Origin of the sequence: Novipirellula rosea (genome assembly GCF_039541335.1) — a bacterium.
Lineage (GTDB): Bacteria > Planctomycetota > Planctomycetia > Pirellulales > Pirellulaceae > Novipirellula > Novipirellula rosea.
In genome coordinates, this window is record NZ_BAABGA010000073.1 from 116,387 (window position 1) to 136,353 (window position 19,967).

At 54.1% G+C, this 19,967-nt stretch carries 19 protein-coding genes; 14 read left to right on the plus strand and 5 right to left on the minus strand.

All coding sequences use genetic code 11. The features are described 5' to 3' along the window. Positions 1-688 precede the first annotated feature (688 nt). Together ABD971_RS26105 and ABD971_RS26110 are read left to right on the plus strand one after the other, a co-directional pair. Positions 689-1,969, plus strand: coding sequence for a transaldolase family protein (locus ABD971_RS26105; protein ID WP_345326793.1), 1,281 nt, complete (start codon positions 689-691; stop codon positions 1,967-1,969). A 48-nt stretch (positions 1,970-2,017) separates the two neighbouring features. Then, positions 2,018-2,773: a PRC-barrel domain-containing protein gene (locus ABD971_RS26110; RefSeq protein WP_345326794.1), complete on the plus strand. Its 756-nt coding sequence runs from the start codon at positions 2,018-2,020 to the stop codon at positions 2,771-2,773. Between the two features lie 81 nt (positions 2,774-2,854). Here the strand turns inward: ABD971_RS26110 and ABD971_RS26115 are convergent, their stop codons facing one another. From ABD971_RS26115 to ABD971_RS26125, 3 genes are all read right to left on the minus strand, one after another. After that, on the minus strand, positions 2,855-4,081 hold the full coding sequence (locus ABD971_RS26115) for an alpha/beta hydrolase fold domain-containing protein (RefSeq protein ID WP_345326795.1): 1,227 nt from the start codon (positions 4,079-4,081) through the stop codon (positions 2,855-2,857). 159 nt (positions 4,082-4,240) lie between these two features. Beyond that, the gene (locus tag ABD971_RS26120) at positions 4,241-4,606 is read right to left on the minus strand and encodes a DUF2200 domain-containing protein (protein ID WP_345326796.1); all 366 of its coding nucleotides are present in this window, start codon (positions 4,604-4,606) and stop codon (positions 4,241-4,243) included. A gap of 47 nt (positions 4,607-4,653) precedes the next feature. Further along, complete coding sequence (locus tag ABD971_RS26125; protein ID WP_345326797.1) at positions 4,654-5,121, minus strand: hypothetical protein; 468 nt, start codon at positions 5,119-5,121, stop codon at positions 4,654-4,656. A gap of 719 nt (positions 5,122-5,840) precedes the next feature. Between ABD971_RS26125 and ppc the strand changes: the two genes are divergently transcribed. Further along, positions 5,841-8,639 carry a phosphoenolpyruvate carboxylase gene (ppc, locus tag ABD971_RS26130; protein ID WP_345326798.1) on the plus strand — a complete coding sequence of 933 codons (2,799 nt, stop codon included), beginning with the start codon at positions 5,841-5,843 and terminating at the stop codon, positions 8,637-8,639. Between the two features lie 24 nt (positions 8,640-8,663). Here ppc and ABD971_RS26135 read toward each other — a convergent pair whose 3' ends face one another. Then, entirely contained in the window at positions 8,664-8,825 is a 162-nt protein-coding gene (locus ABD971_RS26135; RefSeq protein ID WP_339942181.1) for a hypothetical protein, read from the minus strand. 490 nt (positions 8,826-9,315) lie between these two features. Between ABD971_RS26135 and ABD971_RS26140 the strand changes: the two genes are divergently transcribed. From ABD971_RS26140 to ABD971_RS26155, 4 genes are all read left to right on the plus strand, one after another. After that, positions 9,316-9,549, plus strand: coding sequence for a hypothetical protein (locus ABD971_RS26140; protein ID WP_345326799.1), 234 nt, complete (start codon positions 9,316-9,318; stop codon positions 9,547-9,549). Between the two features lie 16 nt (positions 9,550-9,565). Continuing rightward, positions 9,566-10,228, plus strand: coding sequence for a BON domain-containing protein (locus ABD971_RS26145; RefSeq protein WP_339942179.1), 663 nt, complete (start codon positions 9,566-9,568; stop codon positions 10,226-10,228). 191 nt (positions 10,229-10,419) lie between these two features. Continuing rightward, positions 10,420-11,349, plus strand: coding sequence for a phosphoribosyltransferase family protein (locus ABD971_RS26150; RefSeq protein ID WP_345326800.1), 930 nt, complete (start codon positions 10,420-10,422; stop codon positions 11,347-11,349). Continuing rightward, on the plus strand, positions 11,346-11,525 hold the full coding sequence (locus ABD971_RS26155) for a hypothetical protein (protein ID WP_345326801.1): 180 nt from the start codon (positions 11,346-11,348) through the stop codon (positions 11,523-11,525). The genes ABD971_RS26150 and ABD971_RS26155 overlap by 4 nt, the downstream gene beginning before the upstream one ends. A gap of 275 nt (positions 11,526-11,800) precedes the next feature. On the opposite strand, the gene ABD971_RS26160 is transcribed toward ABD971_RS26155, so the two are convergent. Next, the gene (locus tag ABD971_RS26160) at positions 11,801-12,343 is read right to left on the minus strand and encodes a flavodoxin domain-containing protein (protein WP_345326802.1); all 543 of its coding nucleotides are present in this window, start codon (positions 12,341-12,343) and stop codon (positions 11,801-11,803) included. 476 nt (positions 12,344-12,819) lie between these two features. On the opposite strand from ABD971_RS26160, the gene ppsA reads away from it, so the two are divergent. From ppsA to ABD971_RS26195, 7 genes are all read left to right on the plus strand, one after another. After that, complete coding sequence (gene ppsA / locus ABD971_RS26165) at positions 12,820-15,243, plus strand: phosphoenolpyruvate synthase (RefSeq protein WP_345326803.1); 2,424 nt, start codon at positions 12,820-12,822, stop codon at positions 15,241-15,243. Positions 15,244-15,497: 254 nt separating this feature from the next. After that, complete coding sequence (locus tag ABD971_RS26170; RefSeq protein ID WP_345326804.1) at positions 15,498-15,662, plus strand: hypothetical protein; 165 nt, start codon at positions 15,498-15,500, stop codon at positions 15,660-15,662. A 299-nt stretch (positions 15,663-15,961) separates the two neighbouring features. Beyond that, positions 15,962-16,213: a hypothetical protein gene (locus ABD971_RS26175; RefSeq protein ID WP_345326805.1), complete on the plus strand. Its 252-nt coding sequence runs from the start codon at positions 15,962-15,964 to the stop codon at positions 16,211-16,213. A 263-nt stretch (positions 16,214-16,476) separates the two neighbouring features. Continuing rightward, positions 16,477-16,872, plus strand: coding sequence for a hypothetical protein (locus ABD971_RS26180; RefSeq protein ID WP_345326806.1), 396 nt, complete (start codon positions 16,477-16,479; stop codon positions 16,870-16,872). Positions 16,873-17,021: 149 nt separating this feature from the next. Beyond that, positions 17,022-17,435, plus strand: coding sequence for a hypothetical protein (locus ABD971_RS26185; protein WP_345326807.1), 414 nt, complete (start codon positions 17,022-17,024; stop codon positions 17,433-17,435). Between the two features lie 364 nt (positions 17,436-17,799). Beyond that, positions 17,800-18,399, plus strand: coding sequence for a DUF4304 domain-containing protein (locus tag ABD971_RS26190; protein WP_345326808.1), 600 nt, complete (start codon positions 17,800-17,802; stop codon positions 18,397-18,399). Between the two features lie 102 nt (positions 18,400-18,501). Continuing rightward, the gene (locus ABD971_RS26195) at positions 18,502-18,906 is read left to right on the plus strand and encodes a hypothetical protein (RefSeq protein WP_345326809.1); all 405 of its coding nucleotides are present in this window, start codon (positions 18,502-18,504) and stop codon (positions 18,904-18,906) included. Positions 18,907-19,967: the final 1,061 nt, after the last annotated feature.

Here is a 19,967-nt window from a genome sequence, read left to right on the forward strand (position 1 = left end):
GGAACCACAGCAAACCCAGGCTGGAAGCCTAGGCTACGGTACATCCAACAGCCCTCCATACAATCGACGTCCCCTGCAAGAACGCGGAATCACCGATGATACAATCTCACCGATATCTAAAGACTAGGTGTTGTCGTGAAATTTGCTCACGCTAGGTTTGTTTCGATTCTAAGTCGCGATAGCGACGACCGGAGGTAGCCCCGAACGCGAGTTCTGGGACGATGTCTTCGTGACTAATTATTCGCGAACCAGAGAAACTAAGACAACGTAAAATGGAAAGACGAAACGTCACGTCAAACCCAAAGCCTCACCATTCCTGGCGACCCCCAATCGCGGTGGTCACTGACAGGACAATTTGTTGATCCGGCGGCCACCGCGTTGAAATCGCAGCGAAAACCGAAACGTTTCGACAGAGAACGCTTGCCCCTGCACCGCACTGGAATCCAACTGCTTCGGGTGCGTTGCTGATGCCAATCCCAGATGGATTCCAAGCCCTGATTGTCCGGCAAACAAGGCCTCCGGCACATCGTCCTCCGCGTTCGGCTGGTCTTGGCAACGCGCTCGATGATTCGCTGTCCTGGCATCTAATGACGGCGCTGCACGCCGCGAACACCATCATGATGGCGCAAACTTTGCAGCCTCGTTGCTTTAGGTCAAAATCGCGTCTTTCCCGGAGGTTTTCTACGTTATGTCTTATGTTGAATCCGCCCACGACTCGGTCGAAACCATCACGCCCGAATCAAGTGCATCGCAACGGATTGCCGATTTCATCCGTCAACGCGAGGAACATGATTCCTCGTCGCGTGAGCCGCGAAATAGTGAGTTTTGGCAGCGTATAAACGCGACGACCACTTCGTTGTGGTTGGACAGCGGAGATATTGGATCGATCGATTCGCTTTGGTGCCAACAATTTAGTGGCGTCACGACTAACAACACGCTGTTGAACAATGAAGTGCAAAATGGAGCCTATGACGAACTCGTTCCCCAGATAAGCAAATTGGTGGGCAATATCCCCGACGATGTGAAAGTGCGGGAAATCGGTTTCGCTTTGAACCTATGTCACGCATTGAAATTGGTCCAGCAATTTAGCTGCAACGTCAGTGTGGAACTGCATACCGACGTTGCGCACGACAGCGAGGCGACGATGGCCTACGCGCGGCGATGCCACGACCTATGCCCCGAGTTTTTCATCGTCAAGATTCCGTTTACCCCGTCGGGTTTGATCGCCATCAATCAACTGCGTGACGAGGGGATACGAGTGAATTGCACACTCGGGTTCAGCGCTCGGCAAAACTACGTCGCGACCGCTTTGTCGCGTCCGTCGTTTGTCAATGTCTTTCTCGGACGATTGAATTCGTATATCGCGGACAATCATCTTGGGGATGGGCAAGGCGTTGGCGAGAAAGCGACGCTGGCCAGCCAAGCGGAAGTCAGTACATTCACACGAGGGTTGCCGACGACCGACACTCAGCAAATTGCCGCCAGTTTGCGAGACGCGTCGCAGCTGCCTAAGCTCGCCGGCGTCGACGTGATCACGATACCGACCAAGGTTGCGAAGCAAGCCGAACAATCGCTCGATCAACCTTGGCAATCCCAGTTGAATCATTCGCCGACGGTAAAACTGGGCGATCAAATTGATCCCAGTACCGTGCGAATCGAAAAACTTTGGGACGTCAGCAAGTCGGAACGCAATTTTGTGCAAAAAGCGATTCTGTTGCCGCCTGCCAGCGCAGTGGAATTAAAGCAGATGGCAGCCGATCACCAGATCGAAGATTTGTTTCCAGAGATGGCGTCCGAGGAGAAGCAGGCGATCGCCGAAGACGGCAAAATCCCCAATCACCAACGCTGGCAGCAGCGAATGGCTCGTGGGGATCTGGCGATCGATTCGCTTATGACTTTGGCCGGATTGGCAACGTTTGCTAAATCGCAATCGGAACTAGATCAACGCATTCGCAAGCAGTTGCGGTGATCGACTGTTGCGTGATTCTTTGTGCAAGTTTAGTCGAGGGTCGATGAGATGCGAATTCCATTTTCACGTTTAAAGAATGCGGCGATCGAAGCCGCCGACGGCTTGGTCGGAAGCATCAAAGACGTGCTGTTTGACTCGCACGCTTGGGGTGTTCGCTATCTTGTCGTCGATACCGGGAAATGGTTGCCCGGTCGCCAAGTCTTATTGCCACCGGCGGTGCTCGAACAAACTGATTGGCGTAGCGGAAATGCGACGACATGTCTAACGCGAGCCCAAGTCAAGGCGAGCCCGGATGTTAGCGTCCATCAACCGATATCACGTCAGAAAGAAGCGGAACTGATGAGCCACTACCACGTTCCTTTTTACTGGGGGCCTGCGGGGGCGTCATTGGCCGGTGGCGGACCGCCCGCCTTTCCGCTGGAAACGGCGGTGTCGGTGCAACCCGATTCACATGCAACGGAAAGTGGCGACCTTCATTTGCGAAGTGCCACCGAGGTTCTGGATTACGACATCCGAGCGACGGATGAATCGATCGGGCACGTCGAAGATTTTGTTTTCGACGACGACGGTTGGCTCGTTCGCTATCTCGTTGTCGACACTCGCAATTGGCTGCCTGGACGTAAAGTGCTTGTTGCCATCCACTGGATCCAAACGATCTCGTGGCAGGATGCTTCGGTCACCGTTGGATTGACGAGCGATCAAATCGAGCAGTCCCCCGAGTTCGATCCGGCGAGATGGATTGACCGCGAATACGAAGAGAGACTTCACAAACACTATGGCCGCAGCGGGTATTGGATGATGTAACTCAGTCGCCGAATCTGTCGGTAGAGAGACGACTGCAGTCATCCAATGTGCGAATCTTCAGCAACGTTTTCGAGGTCGAGACTAATCCATTTCGAAATGCTTTTTCAAGAATCCAACAGCGTGGTCCCAGCGGTTGTTGTAAAAAAGGCGATCCTTTGTGGTTTCGACCGTGAACACGTCGCATGGAACCTTCAGTTCATCGGCACGTTTTTTTAATTCGAAGCCAAATAAGGGGTGATGGATGCCGTCCATCGCGTTTTGCATTGCGATCTTGGGATCTTTCGATCGCCGGTAATAGAACACCGTGGGCGGATCATCTTCGCTGAGATGAGTGATCGGCGAGCATGCTTGGATCGTCTGGATTTTCTCGTCGTCGATTTTGTCAATGTCATCGATCGTATAGCCAAATAGCTGCTGCAATCCGTCGCCCATCCAGGCATCGCCTGGAATGTGTGTTTTGATCCAGCGAAAATCGTACGAGGTTTGTGCATTGAGCAAGATGACGGCGGAAACACGAGTCGACTGACGAAACATGGGATCCGCTGCCGTCGGATCCGCGCGGTCGGGGCTGTAGGCAATCCACTGCGCCAGTCCCGCACCTGCGGAACCGCCCCCGATCGAAATGCGTGATTTGTCAATATTCCACTTTTCTGCGTTTTGTCTCAGGAACTGCACCGCATGGGCGCAGTCGTGAAAACAAGCCGGTGCAATCGCATGTTGGCTCAAGCGATAATTGAGCGTCACATAGTGAATGCCGTTCGCGACAAAGGGGCGTGCAAACCGACTTCCTTCCGACTTGTCGCCTCGGCGAAATCCGCCGCCATGAATCCAGATCATGCATGGCGCAGGTTCACTGTCCTCGGTCTCGGCCAAATAGACATCCAGTACATGTCGTTCATGATCGCCGTAGCGTACGTCTTGATGATCGGGTTCTCGCCGTTCTCTCAATCCACCCCGCGTGGCCGCGGGCCCCTGACGCAGATGGGCTGCCCGCGATTGGAGCGTTTCCATCATCCGCCGGCGGTCCGTACTTCCAATAGCCGTTCCAGGTTGATCGCCCGCTTGTACTCGGAAGTTTTTCAGCTTTTGTGCTGCGTCATCGGAAAGCACCAACACACCGTCGCCATCTTCGTCCAACTGTTCGAACAATCGTTTTGGCCCCGTGAGCTCGGATCGCGTCAATTTGCCGTCCCCGTTTGCATCGTCTCGCTTCATGCGTGTGGTGAAACGATCGGTGCCGGTTTGTGCGAGCAACATGATTGGCACCCCAAGCGTTCCGAGGATCGCGATCGCAAATCTTGTTGTCACGAGGATGTTCCAAGTTGAAACGAATGGATGGAAAAAACTTCCGATACCGCGATTGTCTGTAAAAGGACTGCGACATCCGTGCATGCGTTCGTCATGTTGTTAGGTGGACGCGGGGGCCTCTCACCTCTGACTTTGGCGATTCGATGCCCCGGCAGACATTCATTCGCTACGCAAGATTTTTTCCATCTTGCGGCCTTTCGCCAACTCGTCGACTAACTTGTCGAGATATCGGACCTTTTGCGTCAGTGGATTCTCGATCTCCTCAACCCGGTAACCACAGATGACACCTGTGATCAGGTGGGCATTGGAGTTGAGCTTGGCTTTCTGGAAAAACTGTTCAAAGTTGACATTGTCTTTGATCAGTTTCTGCAGCGTCTTTTCGTCAAACCCGGTCAGCCAGTGGATCACTTGATGCAACTCGTCGGTGCTTCGGCCTTTCTTTTCCACCTTGGTGACATAGTGGGGGTAGACCGAAGCAAACGTCATCGTTGCTATCCGTTCATCGTGGTCTTTTGTGCTTTTCATAATGCAGTGCAAAACAAACGTGAAGTCAAATTTGGAATCCGCGAGCTCTAGAACCGAACGTAATGTTTCCAATTGATATGCGTTTCGGTTTCACTGCTGCCACGCGATACGGTCAACGTGGTCGAGGTGTTTTTCGTGGTGACAAGGATCGTGTGAAGTGCAAAAGGCCGTCCCGCGGATTCATCCGAGATCAGCACGGCCCGACCGTCTTTCCATTCAGCTTTCGTCTTGTCGTCCGCTTTGGGGTTGGGCGTCAGTTTCTTCTGATAAAACGCGAGCACCTTTTCGACCGAGTCGTCGGTCGTCATGTTGGTCTTGCACACCATTGACGCGGCCGTTCTCTTGCCATCGGCGTTGACCGTGGGAACGTCCGACATCTCGCTGCCGCTAAGTTTGGATTGGGGGTATTGCCACTGTAAAATTGTCCCCATCAGCGTGAGCGGTTCATCGGCGGTCGCTGTGGTTGTGATTCCGATCCATGCAGCGGCAATCAGTATCGTGGCAATTAATCGCATCAGACAAGGTTTCCAGTTTGTGAAAAGGGTTTCCAGTATTGAAAAGTGTGAAGGGACTTCGCGATGGCGACACCATTCCGGTATGGATGAGTCACTGTTGGCGGGTGTCCAGAACACGGCAATCATACCGCAAGCGTACCGGCAAAGGGCGATGTTTGGGCAAATTCAGCCACTCGTCGTCGTGACGGTCGTGCGGCCCTCGCGAGACTACGAATTTCGCAGCCGAACGTGACCTCGCCAGAATCGACCATGGCTGCGCCAGTCCGGATCGTAGGATCGCTGATATGCGAGAATGATTAACGCCGGTTTGCTTTGGGATCAAGAATCCCACTCTCGCTACTATCTTTTGCGAAATAAAACTCCCTTCGTTTCCCAGCGGTTCCCATCGCGACCAATGAAGTGAACGCATAACAAGTCGGTCAAAACGGAAGGGTGATTCGATACGCCCTCTAAGGTTTGGCTCGACCATTCTGAGCACTCGAAGTGATTATGTGGCCCCCTATCTTGGTCTTTGGATGACCACGCCGGAATTCACGGGCCAACCACCTTGCATGCAATAATACAGTGAGTTCAGATTGATGCGTTCTGTGGTGGTATTCCATCGTTGTAGAGCAATGGTCCCCGTGGTTCTCCATCCCCCATGCTCGTTTCATGCGTGAAGTTATTGGGGCAAGGGTGTTGAAAATCTTGCAAGTGAAACCTTAGAAAACGCTAATTTGATGTCCAAACAACTCCACAAGCGACTTTCCACCGATATCCACTTGTTAGGCGATTTGTTGGGAAAGGTGATCCGCCGCCAAGCAGGGGTCAATGCGTTCGAACTGGAAGAACGTTTTCGTGCGTTGTCGAAAGTGCGTCGACACGATCATGACTCGGCGGACGAAGTCGCCATCCGAATCGCCGAGATCGTAGACGAATTGGATTTGCAGCAGATCTGTGAAGTGGCCCGAGCTTTCACGCTCTATTTTCAATTGATCAATGTCGCCGAAGAGCACCATCGCGCCAGGGTGCTGCGAACACGAATCAAAGTGGAGTCGCCGAAACCGATCGCCGAATCGATTCGTGCTGCGATCGCGGAACTGGCCGACGCCGGGGTCGACGAGATGCACATGCAGAACATGTTGCAGGGGCTGCATATCGAGCCGGTGTTCACCGCGCATCCCACCGAAGCAAAACGCCGTACCTTGATCTCGAAACTAAAACGGATCGAAGAAGGGCTCCGCCATCTGGATGAGATGAACCTGTTGCCGGCGGATGAAGCACGCGTGAAACAGGGGATGTTATCCGAGATCACCGGGATGTGGCTCACGTCGCAAGCTCGGCAAGCGAAACCGACCGTCACCGACGAAGTAAAAACGGGGCTTTATTATTTCGACCAGACGATTTGGGATGTTGTTCCGAAGATTTATCGCGAGATGGAAGAAGCCCTCGCCGAACATTTTCCCTCGGTGCAACTGCCAAAACGATTTCTGACATTCGGTAGCTGGATCGGCGGCGACCGCGATGGCAATCCGAACGTCACGGCGTTTGTCACCGCGGAAACACTACGGCTGCATCGCGGCATGGCATTGTCGCGACATGGCGAAACCGCGGGTGCGCTGACGCGGACGCTTAGTTTGAGCGAGCAATTGCATACGCCTGCAAAGGGACTGCTTGAATTGCTCGAACAGGAATTGGCGGGTAACTCGGGACACGTCAAGTTTTTGGCGGAGCAGTATCCGGACGAACCCTATCGCTTGCTGGCCGCGGCGTTAAAAGCGGATTTGAACGATGCTAATCATGACCCCGTCAAATCGCGATTGCTGGAAGACGACAACTCGCCAATGGCCGAATTGCGCACGGCGGCGGACCTATTGAAACCACTGGAAAGCATCGACCTTAGTTTGCGCAACGGACGTACCGATACGATCGCCGACGCTCAGCTAAAAGACGCATTGGTCCAAGCCAACGTCTTTGGCGTCAATGTGGCACGATTGGATATTCGTCAGTTCAGCGATTATCACGACGCGGCATTGGCAGAGATTTTTGCCAAGCTGGAGATCTCCGCGAACTATCTGGAACTCACTCCAGCGGAACGCGCCGACTTGTTGACGACGCAACTTGCCAGCGACATTCCCGAGATCGGCGAACCGAGCGACTACAGCGAAACAACCGCCGAGTTGTTGCAATTATTCCGGGTCATCGCGCGAGCGGTCGAGCTGTACGGCCCAGAGATGATCGGACCGTATATCATCAGCATGTCCAAAGACGTCGACGACGTGCTGGCCGTATTGCTATTGGCAAAATGGTATGGATTGTGTCAGCGGAGTGATGGCAACCCACAGGCGCTTCCCGCGATCGCACCGTTGTTCGAGACTCGCGACGACTTGAAAAACGCGCCGGAGGTCATGACAAAATTGTTCGCTCATCCCGCCTATCGCGAGCATCTCGCAGCCCAGGGGATGGAACAGAACGTGATGATCGGCTATTCCGACAGCAACAAGGACGCTGGCTTTTTGACGGCGACCTGGGAGCTTTATCAGGCGCAGGATCGGCTAACAAAATGCTGTCGCGAGCACGGCGTAGCACTGACCATTTTTCACGGTCGAGGCGGCACCATCGCGCGAGGCGGAGGTCCAGCCAACCGCGCTATCCTGGCCCAGCCGCCGGGGTCCGTCGAAGGACGTATTCGTATCACGGAACAAGGCGAGGTCATTAACGACTATTACTTCCATCCCGAGATTGCGGCTCGTCATTTAGAGCAACTCGTTAGCGCGGTGTTGGTTGCTTCGACGCCGGCTCACAAGCGAAAGGCGACTCCGAAAAAAGCTTGGTTGGACGCGATGGAACAGCTTTCTGCCACGGCATTTCGCAGCTACCGCGAATTTATCTATGAAACGCCCTCACTGTTACAGTATTGGCAGGAAGCGACTCCGATTAACGAACTGAGTAGCATGCGAATCGGATCGCGTCCGGCGCGGCGGAAAGGGAACGACGTGCTCGCCGGTTTGCGGGCGATCCCGTGGGGATTCAGCTGGATGCAAAGTCGGCACAATCTGCCTGCATGGTATGGCGTCGGTCAAGCGATCGCGGCGTTTGTCGGCAGCGGTGATGAAGCGGAGAAAAATTTGGCGTTACTGCAAGAGATGCATCGCCATTGGCCGTTCTTTCGCGCAATGACCGACAACTTGCAGGTCGCGCTTGGCAAGGCGGACATGGGCATTGCGCGCCGCTATGCCGACTTGGTCAGCGATGCGACGGTGCGTGAGGAGATTTATGAGTCGATCAAGACGGCCTACTCGCTGACCGAGCATTGGGTGTTACGCGTTGCCGGGCAGCGTGCGGTACTGGAGAATCAGTCCACGCTGCAGCGGTCGATCCGACTAAGAAATCCGTACGTCGACCCGCTGAACTTCTTGCAGGTGCGGTTGTTGAAACAGATGCGGCAACAGAGCGGCGGCAGCGAAGATCCTGAACTGCAGCAAGCCTTCTACATCACCATCAACGGCATCGCCGCCGGTTTGAAGAATACCGGTTAAGAGCGATATGGATGGCCATGTGCGTCAAAACCGGCTCGCCCATGGACAATTTCGTCCCTGACTTCCTTCTTCGGGTTTATCGACAATCATGACGTCGTAGGTCAGCCGCTCGGGATCCACACTGGGATCGTCGGCAAAGGCTTTGAAAACATGCGTCAAGAACGCTTCTCTGGTGCGATCTTTCACCGGCACCGCGTTGGGACGCCAACTGTAAAGCGTGCCATACTGTCTCAGGTGTGACCGTTGATGAGGTCGAATTGTCCTCGGATCATAAAATTCGTTGCCCTTGGTGAAGCAGAAACGAAAGTTCAAACCTACGGCGATTTTGTCACGTCGATTATCAATCCATCACACCGACGGCGAGTCGAAGATGGGTCGGTACAACAATGAAATGACGGTACAGTAGCGGATCGACTTGGTCGCGTTACTGGAATCACACGATTCGGTTATCCGATACGACCAGACTCGCTATGTTCCGTTCCACTTCTGAAACAGGGTGCTAACGTCGCCACGTTGCAAGCCAACGGGCCGTACGAGCGAGATCACCGGCACATGCTTTGCGGTCTTCTTCTAGGTACCCGGTACCAATCTTCTAGGTACCCGGTACCAATCAGGAACCGGCACGATGAAGCCACTTGACTTACCAGCCCAGCGGCACTGACAAGCCCAGCGGCACTTGGCGGCCCAGCAGGAAGAGGTGGGCAAACCTCAAGTGCGTGCCCGTGGTGTGCACGCCCCTTTTCTGCTCGATGGAATGAATGCCGTGCTCCGCAAAGCGCTGCCGCTGGAGAAGCGGTTGCGTGGGCACACCATCCGCACCTCGGCAACGCCGGGGCGATCGACATCTCGTACCGAGGCGAAATCAACGTCGGGCAACTTTGCCGCGATCACAACGTTTACACACTCATAGCTAACGGAGATAAAAAATGATTAAGCGAGACGATGAAATCACGCAAGACGCCACCGCACAGTTGAAATGGGACAGTCGCGTCAACGCCGACGACGTTAAGGTGACGGTGCTGGACCGGGTCGTGGTTCTTGAAGGTACCGTACCGACTTTCTGGGCGAAATTGGCGGCGGAAGAGGACTGTGAGTTGGTCAGCGGAGTCCAGCGAGTCGACAACTTGCTTGATGTTCGATGGTCACTCGACAAAGAGCCTCTGGAATCGGACCTCTGTACGAAGGTGGAGCAAGCGCTGGAAGCGAACCCCAACGTCGACGCGATCCGCGTTACCGTGTCCTCGTCCGGCGGCGAGGTTTCGCTAAAAGGATCCGTCGACAGTCTCTGGAGGAAACGACTGATCGAGCATGTTACCAGTGACACAATCGGTGTGCGGCGAGTTGATAACCAACTGACCATCGTGCCAACCGGAGTGATCGAAGACGAGGTAATCTCGTCGCATATTCGTGACGCCATCCGACGCAACATGCTGGTCGAGGCGGATGCGATCGAAGTTCACGTCACCGGAGGAACCGCATCGCTTAGCGGACGCGTGAAGAGCCGAGCCGCTCAACGTGCCGCTCACGACATCGCCATTCACACCTCGGGAGTCCTCGATGTGCAGGACCACCTCGTCGTTGCCGTGTAGGTTAAAAATTAAATTCCCGTGCGGCGTCGCCCAACACCATCTACTTGGGCACGAACCGGGTGATTGTTATAGCGAGGCGGCGAGAGCCGCTCGGTAATTTCGAATGTAATGCTCGCCGCAACCGGACGGCTCGCGGGCTTTTGATTTAGTGAGCCGCGACGCGTAAGCGGCCGGGTTCCACGCTTTAACCGATGCCTTCCCGTAGCGGACGTCCTGACTTGGCGGACGACATTGAGTATGTTCGAGCACCGACGCTGTTGATTGTGGGTGGCGAGGATCGAACGGTGATCGAGTTAAATCAACAGGCGTTGGGGCGACTGCCTCGCGACGCAAGGTTGGAAATCGTGCCCGGTGCAACGCACCTGTTCTCCGAACCAGGAACGCTCGAACAGGTTTCCGGTTTGGCGAGCCATTGGTTCCAAACCCACTTGCAAACCAAGAGAAAGGCAAATGCAATGTTTCACGATCGCGACGATGCCGGACGCCAACTTACCGCTGCACTATCGACGATGGAATTGTTGGACCCGTTGGTGCTGGGAATACCACGAGGCGGCATGATTACAGCGGCTGTCATTGCCGATGCGATCGATGCGGAACTGGATGTCGTGCTGGCTCACAAGTTACGGTCGCCATTGCAACCTGAATTGGCATTCGGTGCGTTGGGCGAGGACGGTAGAGTCTATCTGAATCCCCTCGCTCGTGATATCCATGGGCTGACGGAGGACTACTTGGAAGACGAACGAAAGATTCAATTGCATGAAATCCAGCGTCGCCAGAATTTGTTTCGATCCGACCATCCGGCTGCGAAGATTGCGGGTCGCTCGGTCATCCTTACCGACGATGGAGTCGCGACCGGATCGACGATGTTTGCTGCGATCGAGGTTGTTAAAGCACAGCAACCTCATGAGCTGATCGTCGCGGTCCCCGTCACACCGCCCACGACGCTCGGTCGGTTGCAACAGCAATGTGATCGCGTAGTGTTTCTATCCGCCCCCGCCGACTTCATCGCAGTCGCTCAATTTTATGAATCGTTCTTGCCGATCAGCGACCAACAGGTCGTTGACCTATTAAACCGCCATCGGTCTCCCATCCCCAAACATGAGAATCACATCGAACGATGACACTTCCAGATCAATCGCTTGCCCTGCGGATCGTGCTCGACAACAAAGACAGCGAGCGGCCCCCCGCCAAGATGAAACACATCGAAGATGACCTGCATCGCTTGCGTAAGCTACCTGCCAAATTTCCCAGTTTCGAACCTGCATATCAGCGTGATTCATCGCCCACATGGAGGTGACGCATCGTTGACCGTAACCTCCAACGGCCTCATGGTAACTTCGGCGAGGTCAACCATCCTAAAGATAGACCACGCGGTCGGCCATCGCACCAATGGACACGTTGTGGGTAATCACGGCCGTCAATGTGCCAAATTCTTGTTTGATCCGTGCACTCGCATTGAGCACATCGTGATGCCTGCAACCGGCAAGATGTCGACCACAGACGCGAGCGTAAAATCAGTGCCAGAGGTCACGCCAACGATGCGGTTTTACAAGGAACGCAAATCAAGCACGGTCAATATCTTGATGAATGGGCCTGCGAAGAGATTGCCTCCGCACCGCTTTGGTATTGCTCAACGAGCTTCCGAATCGGTTCGATCGTCGACTTATCCACAAAGTCAAATCCTTCGCATTCCTGCTTGCTGGCTTCGGGGTCGGGGTTGCGCCATGCACCGATTCGAAGAATCAGTCTTGTCCACCAACTGAGTTTCTTTGGCTCTAACCTTCCCCGCAGAGCAACATGATCCATTTGAGTGATCAATTGCTGGGGCAAGCAGCTCGCAATCCAGCCATCAAGTTTGGGGCCAGCCGGGGCGCCCGACACTGTAAACAGCATGACTGGCTTGTTCTCGATGCTGCTCCAATTTGATTTCACCCATTTGTGAATTGTCAACTTGTAAATAATCACTGAACTGCCAAGTACGAGGAAGTCATACTTTGACGGATCCGCGTTTCGATCTTTTACATTAAAGACTGGCAACCCGGTCGCTTCGCTAATCCAGTTCGCATACTGCTCGGTGCTGCCGTACTGACCCGAGAAAAAGATTGCACCGTTCATTTTGAATCCCCTTTTCTAACGGACAGGTACGAACCAAAGAGAAGCGGCATTTGTCATGCCGGCAAGCTGCATCGATTTCGCGAACAATCAAGAAGGTCGCGTTGAAAACGTAACGGGTCTGTGCCACGAGCGGATTGACTTCCCTCGCATTCTCGCGATGGATTGCGACGCGGATCCGAGACACGCCGCCGGCATGTGCGTCATCGCGCACAACTCTGGAATGTTGGCCCTATGCGGACGACCAGTGCCTGGTGACATTCATCCTGCAGCACGCTTCGCAAAAAAAATTGCTCAGCCGAGACTGGTGTGCGAGCGTTTCCGTCCAAGTCTGCCTACTTAAACGAATGGCGAACTCCACTGATTGGCCCGCTCCACTGATTGGCACGCTCGTTGCGATTCGCGTTGCTTAACGCATGCTTCACGCTCGCGTTTAAAGGAACCACGTCCATTTCTTTCTCTTGCAGAGAGTTTTTCCAATGAGTATCGCTATCGCAACAAATACCGATCTCCTTCGCTGGTTCGACAAAATTGGAATGGATGATGTTTCGATCGTGGGCGGCAAGAATGCGTCGCTCGGTGAAATGTATCGTCAATTGACGCCACGCGGAGTTCGTATCCCAAACGGTTTCGCGACGACCGCTTTCGCCTATTCCACGTTTCTTGAAGAAACCGGATTGGACGAAAAAATCGCGCAGGTTCTCAGCGGAATGAACGTGAACGATGTCGACAGTCTGCAACATCACGGATTGATCATCCGGCACATGATTCTAGAGGCGCCGTTGCCCGATGCGTTGTCCCATGCGATTGTCGAAGCTTACCATCAACTTGGTTCAGCGCATCATGAGTTGGCTGATGTCGCGGTTCGCAGTAGTGCGACCGCCGAAGATCTTCCCGATGCTAGCTTCGCAGGCCAACAAGAAACCTACTTGAACGTGCGTGGCCAAGCTTCTTTGCTGGACGCTTGTCACCGTTGCTATGCCTCTTTATTTACCGACAGAGCGATCTCGTATCGTGCCAACCATGGATACGACCACATGCAAGTCGCTCTTTCGATTGGTATCCAACAAATGGTCCGTTCGGACTTGGCAACCTCCGGCGTGATGTTCTCGATCGATACCGAAAGCGGATTTCGTGACGCCGTCCTCATCAACGCTGCTTACGGCCTCGGTGAAAACGTGGTTCAAGGCAGCGTCAATCCCGATGAATACTACGTGTTCAAACCGACGCTAAAGGAAGGTCTCCGTCCGATCTTGAAAAAGGCAATCGGCACCAAGGCGATGAAACTTGTCTACGACGTTGGCGGCAGCAAGATGACCAAAAACGTCCCGGTCTCTCCGGACCAAGCCAATCGTTTCGCGCTCAGCGATGACGACATTCTGAATTTGGCCCGTTGGGCCTGCGACATCGAAAACCACTTCAGCCAACGCCGCGGTGCAGCTTGCCCGATGGATATGGAATGGGCCAAAGATGGTCGCACTGGCGAACTGTTCATCGTGCAAGCCAGACCCGAGACCGTTCAGTCGCGGAAATCGGCGACCACGCATGAACGATTTCATCTGAAACAGAAATCGAAGCAACTACTGTCCGGCCGTAGCGTCGGCGAGAAAATTGGCTCGGGGCCAGTTCGCTTGATTCACGACGTCCATCAACTGCGTGATTTCGCCGACGGCGAAATTCTGGTGACGGACAAAACCGATCCTGACTGGGAACCGGTCATGAAACGAGCCGCTGGAATCATCACGAACCGTGGTGGTCGCACCTGCCATGCTGCGATCGTCAGCCGTGAATTGGGCCTTCCCGCGATCGTCGGTACGATCAACGCCACCGAAGTTTTGCAGAACGGCCAACAAGTCACAATCAGCTGCGCTGAAGGAGACGAAGGTGTCGTGTATGAAGGCCAGTTGCCATTTGAGGTTGAGACAACTGATTTCAGCACACTGCAACGTCCCAAGACGAAGATCATGATGAACGTCGGTTCGCCCGATGAAGCGTTTGCGTTGTCGTTAATCCCAAACGATGGCGTCGGACTCGCTCGCGAAGAGTTTATCATCAGCACCTACGTCAAAGTGCATCCGCAAGCCCTGTTGGACTACCAACAACTCGATGATGTCGCACGAGCCGAAGTCGACAAAGCGTCGATGGGATACGATGACAAACCGCAATTCTACGTGGACCGCTTGGCTGAAGGCATCGCAATGATCACGGCCGCGTTTTATCCCAAGGAAGTGATCGTTCGATTGAGTGATTTCAAGACAAACGAGTACGCGAACTTGATTGGAGGCGCCGCCTACGAGCCGAAGGAAGAAAATCCGATGCTCGGATTTCGCGGCGCTTCACGCTACTACTCACCCCAGTTTCGTGATGCCTTCGGGTTGGAATGCAAAGCCGTGCAAAAGGTCCGGCAAGAAATGGGGCTACGAAATCTGAAGCTGATGATTCCATTTTGCCGAACCGTCGAAGAAGGTCGCAAAGTACAAGATGAAATGGCCAAGTACGGTTTGGTTCGCGGGCAAGACGGACTTGAAATCTACGTGATGTGTGAGATTCCCAGCAATGTGATTTTGGCAGATCAGTTCGCGGAGATTTTCGATGGGTTTTCGATCGGATCAAACGACTTAACGCAGTTGACGCTCGGAGTCGACCGTGACTCCGAGATCGTGGCGCACGTCTTCGACGAAAACAATGAAGCCGTGAAACGCTCCATCGCATCGGTGATCCAAACGGCGAAGGCCAACGGGGCCAAAATCGGAATTTGTGGCCAAGCACCAAGCGACTACCCCGAGTTTGCGGAGTTTTTGGTGGAGCAAGGCATCGACAGCATTTCGCTTACCCCCGACGCCGTCGTCAAAACGACAATGAACGTGTTGGAGGTTGAAAATAAACTGCACTCAATCCCATAGCGTCCAAACGTGCGTAAAAACAAAAGCGTGTTGCAAGGGTTTTCCAGTGGTGTTCGCTACGCTCTAACTCGCGGCTAATTGCTAAAATCCCTATCGGGATTGGCCCCAAAATAGAGGTGTAGGATCAAGAGCCAGGGGGTGGAGCGAAACTTTGTTCCCACTGTCGCCCATCACTAGCGTACTGGCTCGCGTCAACACCGTCGCGATAACGGTTCTCCTTCCGGCTAGCGACTTTATAGCGTTACACTTAGATCATGAACCCATACGAACCACCAGCGCCGACACTCGTGGACGAGCAGGCAATCGATGCGGCAACAGCGCCAGAGAGCGAAAAGAAGTTGCTGGCTTTCGCATGGTGGTTAGCTTTTGCGGGGTGGTTGTTTGTTATCGGTCTGTTTTTCTTGCTGCTGTTCGCTTGATTCTCCGGCGAGCTAGTTTTCGGGATGAAGGTTTCACCGGATCACACCCAAATACAAGCCGCTTGACCGGCAACCCGCCGAAGAACTTGCGAGTATGCGAGGGACATAGGCAGCGAAGAGTGTTTTCTGACAGACGAATGGAGTGACAGACGAATAAATCCAGAGCGACGATTCGGCTGTCCCACATTCGGCTGTCAAAAGTGCTTTGCGTCCGTTCCTTTCGCTAGAAAGTGACTGGCACCCCGCCAATGTTCGCCTAGACTCAGTATTTTAAACCCGAGTACGATTTAGCGGGCGAATTGTTGTCGAGCCGAGTCACGATCGGCGTGCAGAACGGGGATCGTCCGATCTATTTCACTGGCATTACCGCGACGATGGAGCGACCGGGATTTGTGACGCTATCGATTCCGCCCGAGGAGCAGTGGAGTGACTCACTCCGCTGGCTCACACGAGAGCAGCGAGAGCGATTCGCCACCGCGGAATTTTTCACAATGTTACAAGTACAAATCACCGGCCGGTATTTGATACTCGCTCAACACCCGCCGCAGTAGAAGACCGGTGCAGATTGCCGCAACTGGCAAGCTCAGGAAAAGACCATCGTGATCGCAAACAAGCTGGCTGCGATTTCGCATAGAGGGCACCAGGGAACCGGAAACCCATTCCACAAACCGAACGAATTTGCAGCAACGAGCTGTACCTCGCCAGCAAGAATGGATTAACATCAAGAAAATCAAAAGCGAGACTCCAGCGTGGAGTCTCCTCCCCCCAATAAAGTACGACACCGAGTCGTACACAACTACGTTAGCCGCCGCTAGTGTTTCCTAAACGCAAACATCTTCCGACTTTTGCGCTCGTCGGCCTTCCGCTGGTTGGCGCGTCCATCGGTGTTTCATTGGCTGCGATCTATCCACCACGGAATCCAATCGACTACTGGCCCACCATCGGCTTTCTCGGCGTCGGTTTCGCTGTCGTTGGCCTGCTGTTCGGTGTGCTCGCGTGGCTCTGGTTGCGCGGTCGTGTTTCCGCCGTCGTCGCCCTGTCTGCAATTGCGATTCCGGTTTGCGCGTTCGGTTGGTTCATCAACGGCAAGGGCGGACGCTGGGACAACGCATCATGGTTCGGACTCGCCGGGTTTATCGCCTTCGTTCTGTTTTTCGCGCGGTCGGCGGACTTGATCGCAAACCGCGACGGTGATGCCCGCAGCGGCTAACATGTTTTTTACGCTAGGCCTTCGGCACACCTTCCATTTTTGGCCACGCGGGCTGGCCTTGGTACAATTTTCCGTAGTTCATACATCGCTCGCTTCGTTCAGGGCGGTGTCGTAAAAACCTTCCGTTGGGCGGACGAACCGAATTACTGATGGCTGACTTGATCACCAACCTGCAATCGCTGGTCAACTCTGGCCGTTTTCTTTCGGCATTGGACATGAATGCACTCGACGACATACTTGATGCCCGCGACTTCAACCCGTTTGACGCGGAATGGGGGCGTGCACACGAACTCGTTACGCAACACCAACTCGATGCTTCCCCTGCCGTTGACGCCCTTCGAGAAGCGGCGTTCAAACGTACTTTTGCCATCACCGAATCGCCGGATGCCTGCGGTTACATCTCTGACGACTTCGGCTTGATTGCTGACGCGGACCGTGCTGGCGTTTCGGACGGGTGGCTGTCCGCGGTTACCGCGTTGTATGCATCGGGGGCTCTCCCGCATGGAGTCTTGGCTGGCGATTCCCGCACGCTCAGTGAGATCGCCTCCGAGTTCCAACCGTAGCGCCGCATAACTAATTAGGGTTTAGGGTGCAGATCGGTGCATCGCATCGCCCCGGATGAAGTGCTGCAATCAGAGGAATACAGGAAGATGGGTGACAGAAAAATGATGATGCTGCAGTTGGGGGCTGCCCATTTTTCTGTCCCTCATCTTCCTGTAAATTCACCTTTGCTTGATTGAGAAATGAAGCGATGCTTTGCGAGGTCAATTCCTACACACTGAACTGATCAGCAACCCACAGTACCTTGCCAGCAACAATAGAATAGAATCGAGGCAATCAAAAGTGAGTCTCCAGCGTGGAGTCTCCTCCAATTCAGTACGACACCGAGTCGTACATAACTCCGTTGTCGGTACGAGGTCTCTTGAATTGTCGGTCGTACTCAAAGACGTTCTCGCCGTTGTCGCCCCTCGACTTCGCGCCCACGGCTACAAAGGCTCCGGCCAGAACTACCGGCTCGCAGATGAAAATGCCGTTTCGGTCCTCAACTTCCAAAAAAGTTCAGGCGGTGAGCGATTCTACGTAAACGTTGGAGTCCAGCCGTTGTTCGTGCCCACGGAAGGTGAATCCACCCCGGACGCGAAGAAAATCAAAGAACCCGAATGCATTTTTCGCACCCGTCTTAAGCCGCCGCAAAACTTAATGGCCGGTTGGCCCTATTCGGTCGATCTTGCTGAACAACTGGCAGCAAACTTCGACGACCTTTTTGCCACGTTCGTCCAACCATTGATGACAATTCCAGGCCCAGTGACTGAGGCTTCCGTGGGCGACTTCGATGAACAGACCGGCCATCCGCTGCTGGGTGCCCGACATGCCCGTAACTTTCTGCACTTCGCCCGTATCTCGTTGGCTCGTGGCAACACCGAGAGGGCTACCGAATTCTCACAGGCGGCAATCGATATTTGTCCCGAGCGAGCATCGACTTTGCTTCATCATCTAAAGGACGTTATAGCTAGAGCGTCGTTGTAGCTGTTCGATCGACAACAATGCATTCACGCTGGGCGGCTTCGCGGACACCTTCGACGTAGTGCAAACCTCGTTGGTGTTATACAATCAGCTTAGATTCATGACATGGTTCGCTTCCATCGGGGCGTTGTCGTGAATGCCAGCCCGTTGTGCGACCTTGAGCAAACCACTTCGATGCCATGGATGCTCCACCAACTGCTGTCCTTTTCGCCGATCGCGTGGCTCACTTTTCTGTGCATCACCGCAATCGCAGCATTCGCTGGACGCGGTTGGGGCATCATCGCAGGTCACGTCGTTGTGGCGTTCACTGTACTCTGGTTCGACGTACAGTGGGTTCAGTCTGAGATCGCAGAACTTGACTGGGACGGGACGCCCGATCAAGACATTGTATTCCTCGTGGGTGTCGCAATTCGCGTCGTTCTTGTTAACGCCGCCCTGCTGCCTGTTGCCATCCTGTTTCGTCGGCTTTCTCTCCGCTGGCGTCCACGTTCAGTGCATCCGGTCGCCTAACTACTTAGGGGTTTCGGGTCAGCGAGGGACAAGCCTGATCCCAAACTCATGTTCACGGCGAGCAGCTGCGTGGCGGGAGGCGGCTGGATCGTCGACGCGACGTCGTTTTGCATTACCAAACGCTAATGGGGAGTGCGGCTCGATGCATCGCAGTGCCCCAGAGGGAGTGCTACAGTCAGAGGAAAACAGGAAAATGGGTGACAGAAAAATGGTGATGCTACATTTAGGGACTGACCAATTTTCTGTCCCTCATCTTCCTGTAAATTCACCTTTGCTTGAGTGATCATTGAAGCGATGTTTCGCGAGGTCAACTCCTACACACCAAACTGATAAGCAACCCACAGTACCTTGCCAGCAACAACAGAATAGAATCGAGGCAATCAAAAGCGAGTCTCCAGCGTGGAGTCTCCGCCCCATAAAGTACGACACCGAGTCATACATTACTCCGTTGGGCGACTCAGAGTGAATGACACCCCATACAACCGTGTCGCCAAGTTCACTTGTATTATCAACGCACAATCTGGCGTCGGCGTTGAGTTCCTGCCCGAACTAGAGGCAACGTTTGACTGTATCGTCTGCAAACGCACTCATCGCACCGTCGTTTTCCACCCAGATGAACGTTGGCCCAAATGCACTGGCCGTCAGCACTGCAACGGGTTCTGTGGCGAACTCTCGTCATTTACGCAAACCTCAGACGGGCCGCGATTTGTCGCCCAATACGTTGTTCACTTCGCGTATTTGCCTTTCGCTGACCTCAAGCGGAAGCATGATTCAACCGGCAACGTGCCATGGGGACGTCCACACGTCCGTGTGACCTGCCCATCGTGCGGCGAATCTCGCGACACTTCAATCCAAACGAATATCGTTCGACCGTACACGAAACACTGCGATTGTGGCGTCCCCCTTTTCACTGAGGTCGATGAAATGCCCATCATTGAATCCTCCGCCACCAGCGCGTAGAGTCGCCCAACATGGTTTTTACGCTAGGCCTTCGGCACCCTGGAATTGCCCACGAAAAGTTGACAGTGGACCGGAAGATGTCAGACTTCTCTGACAGGAGA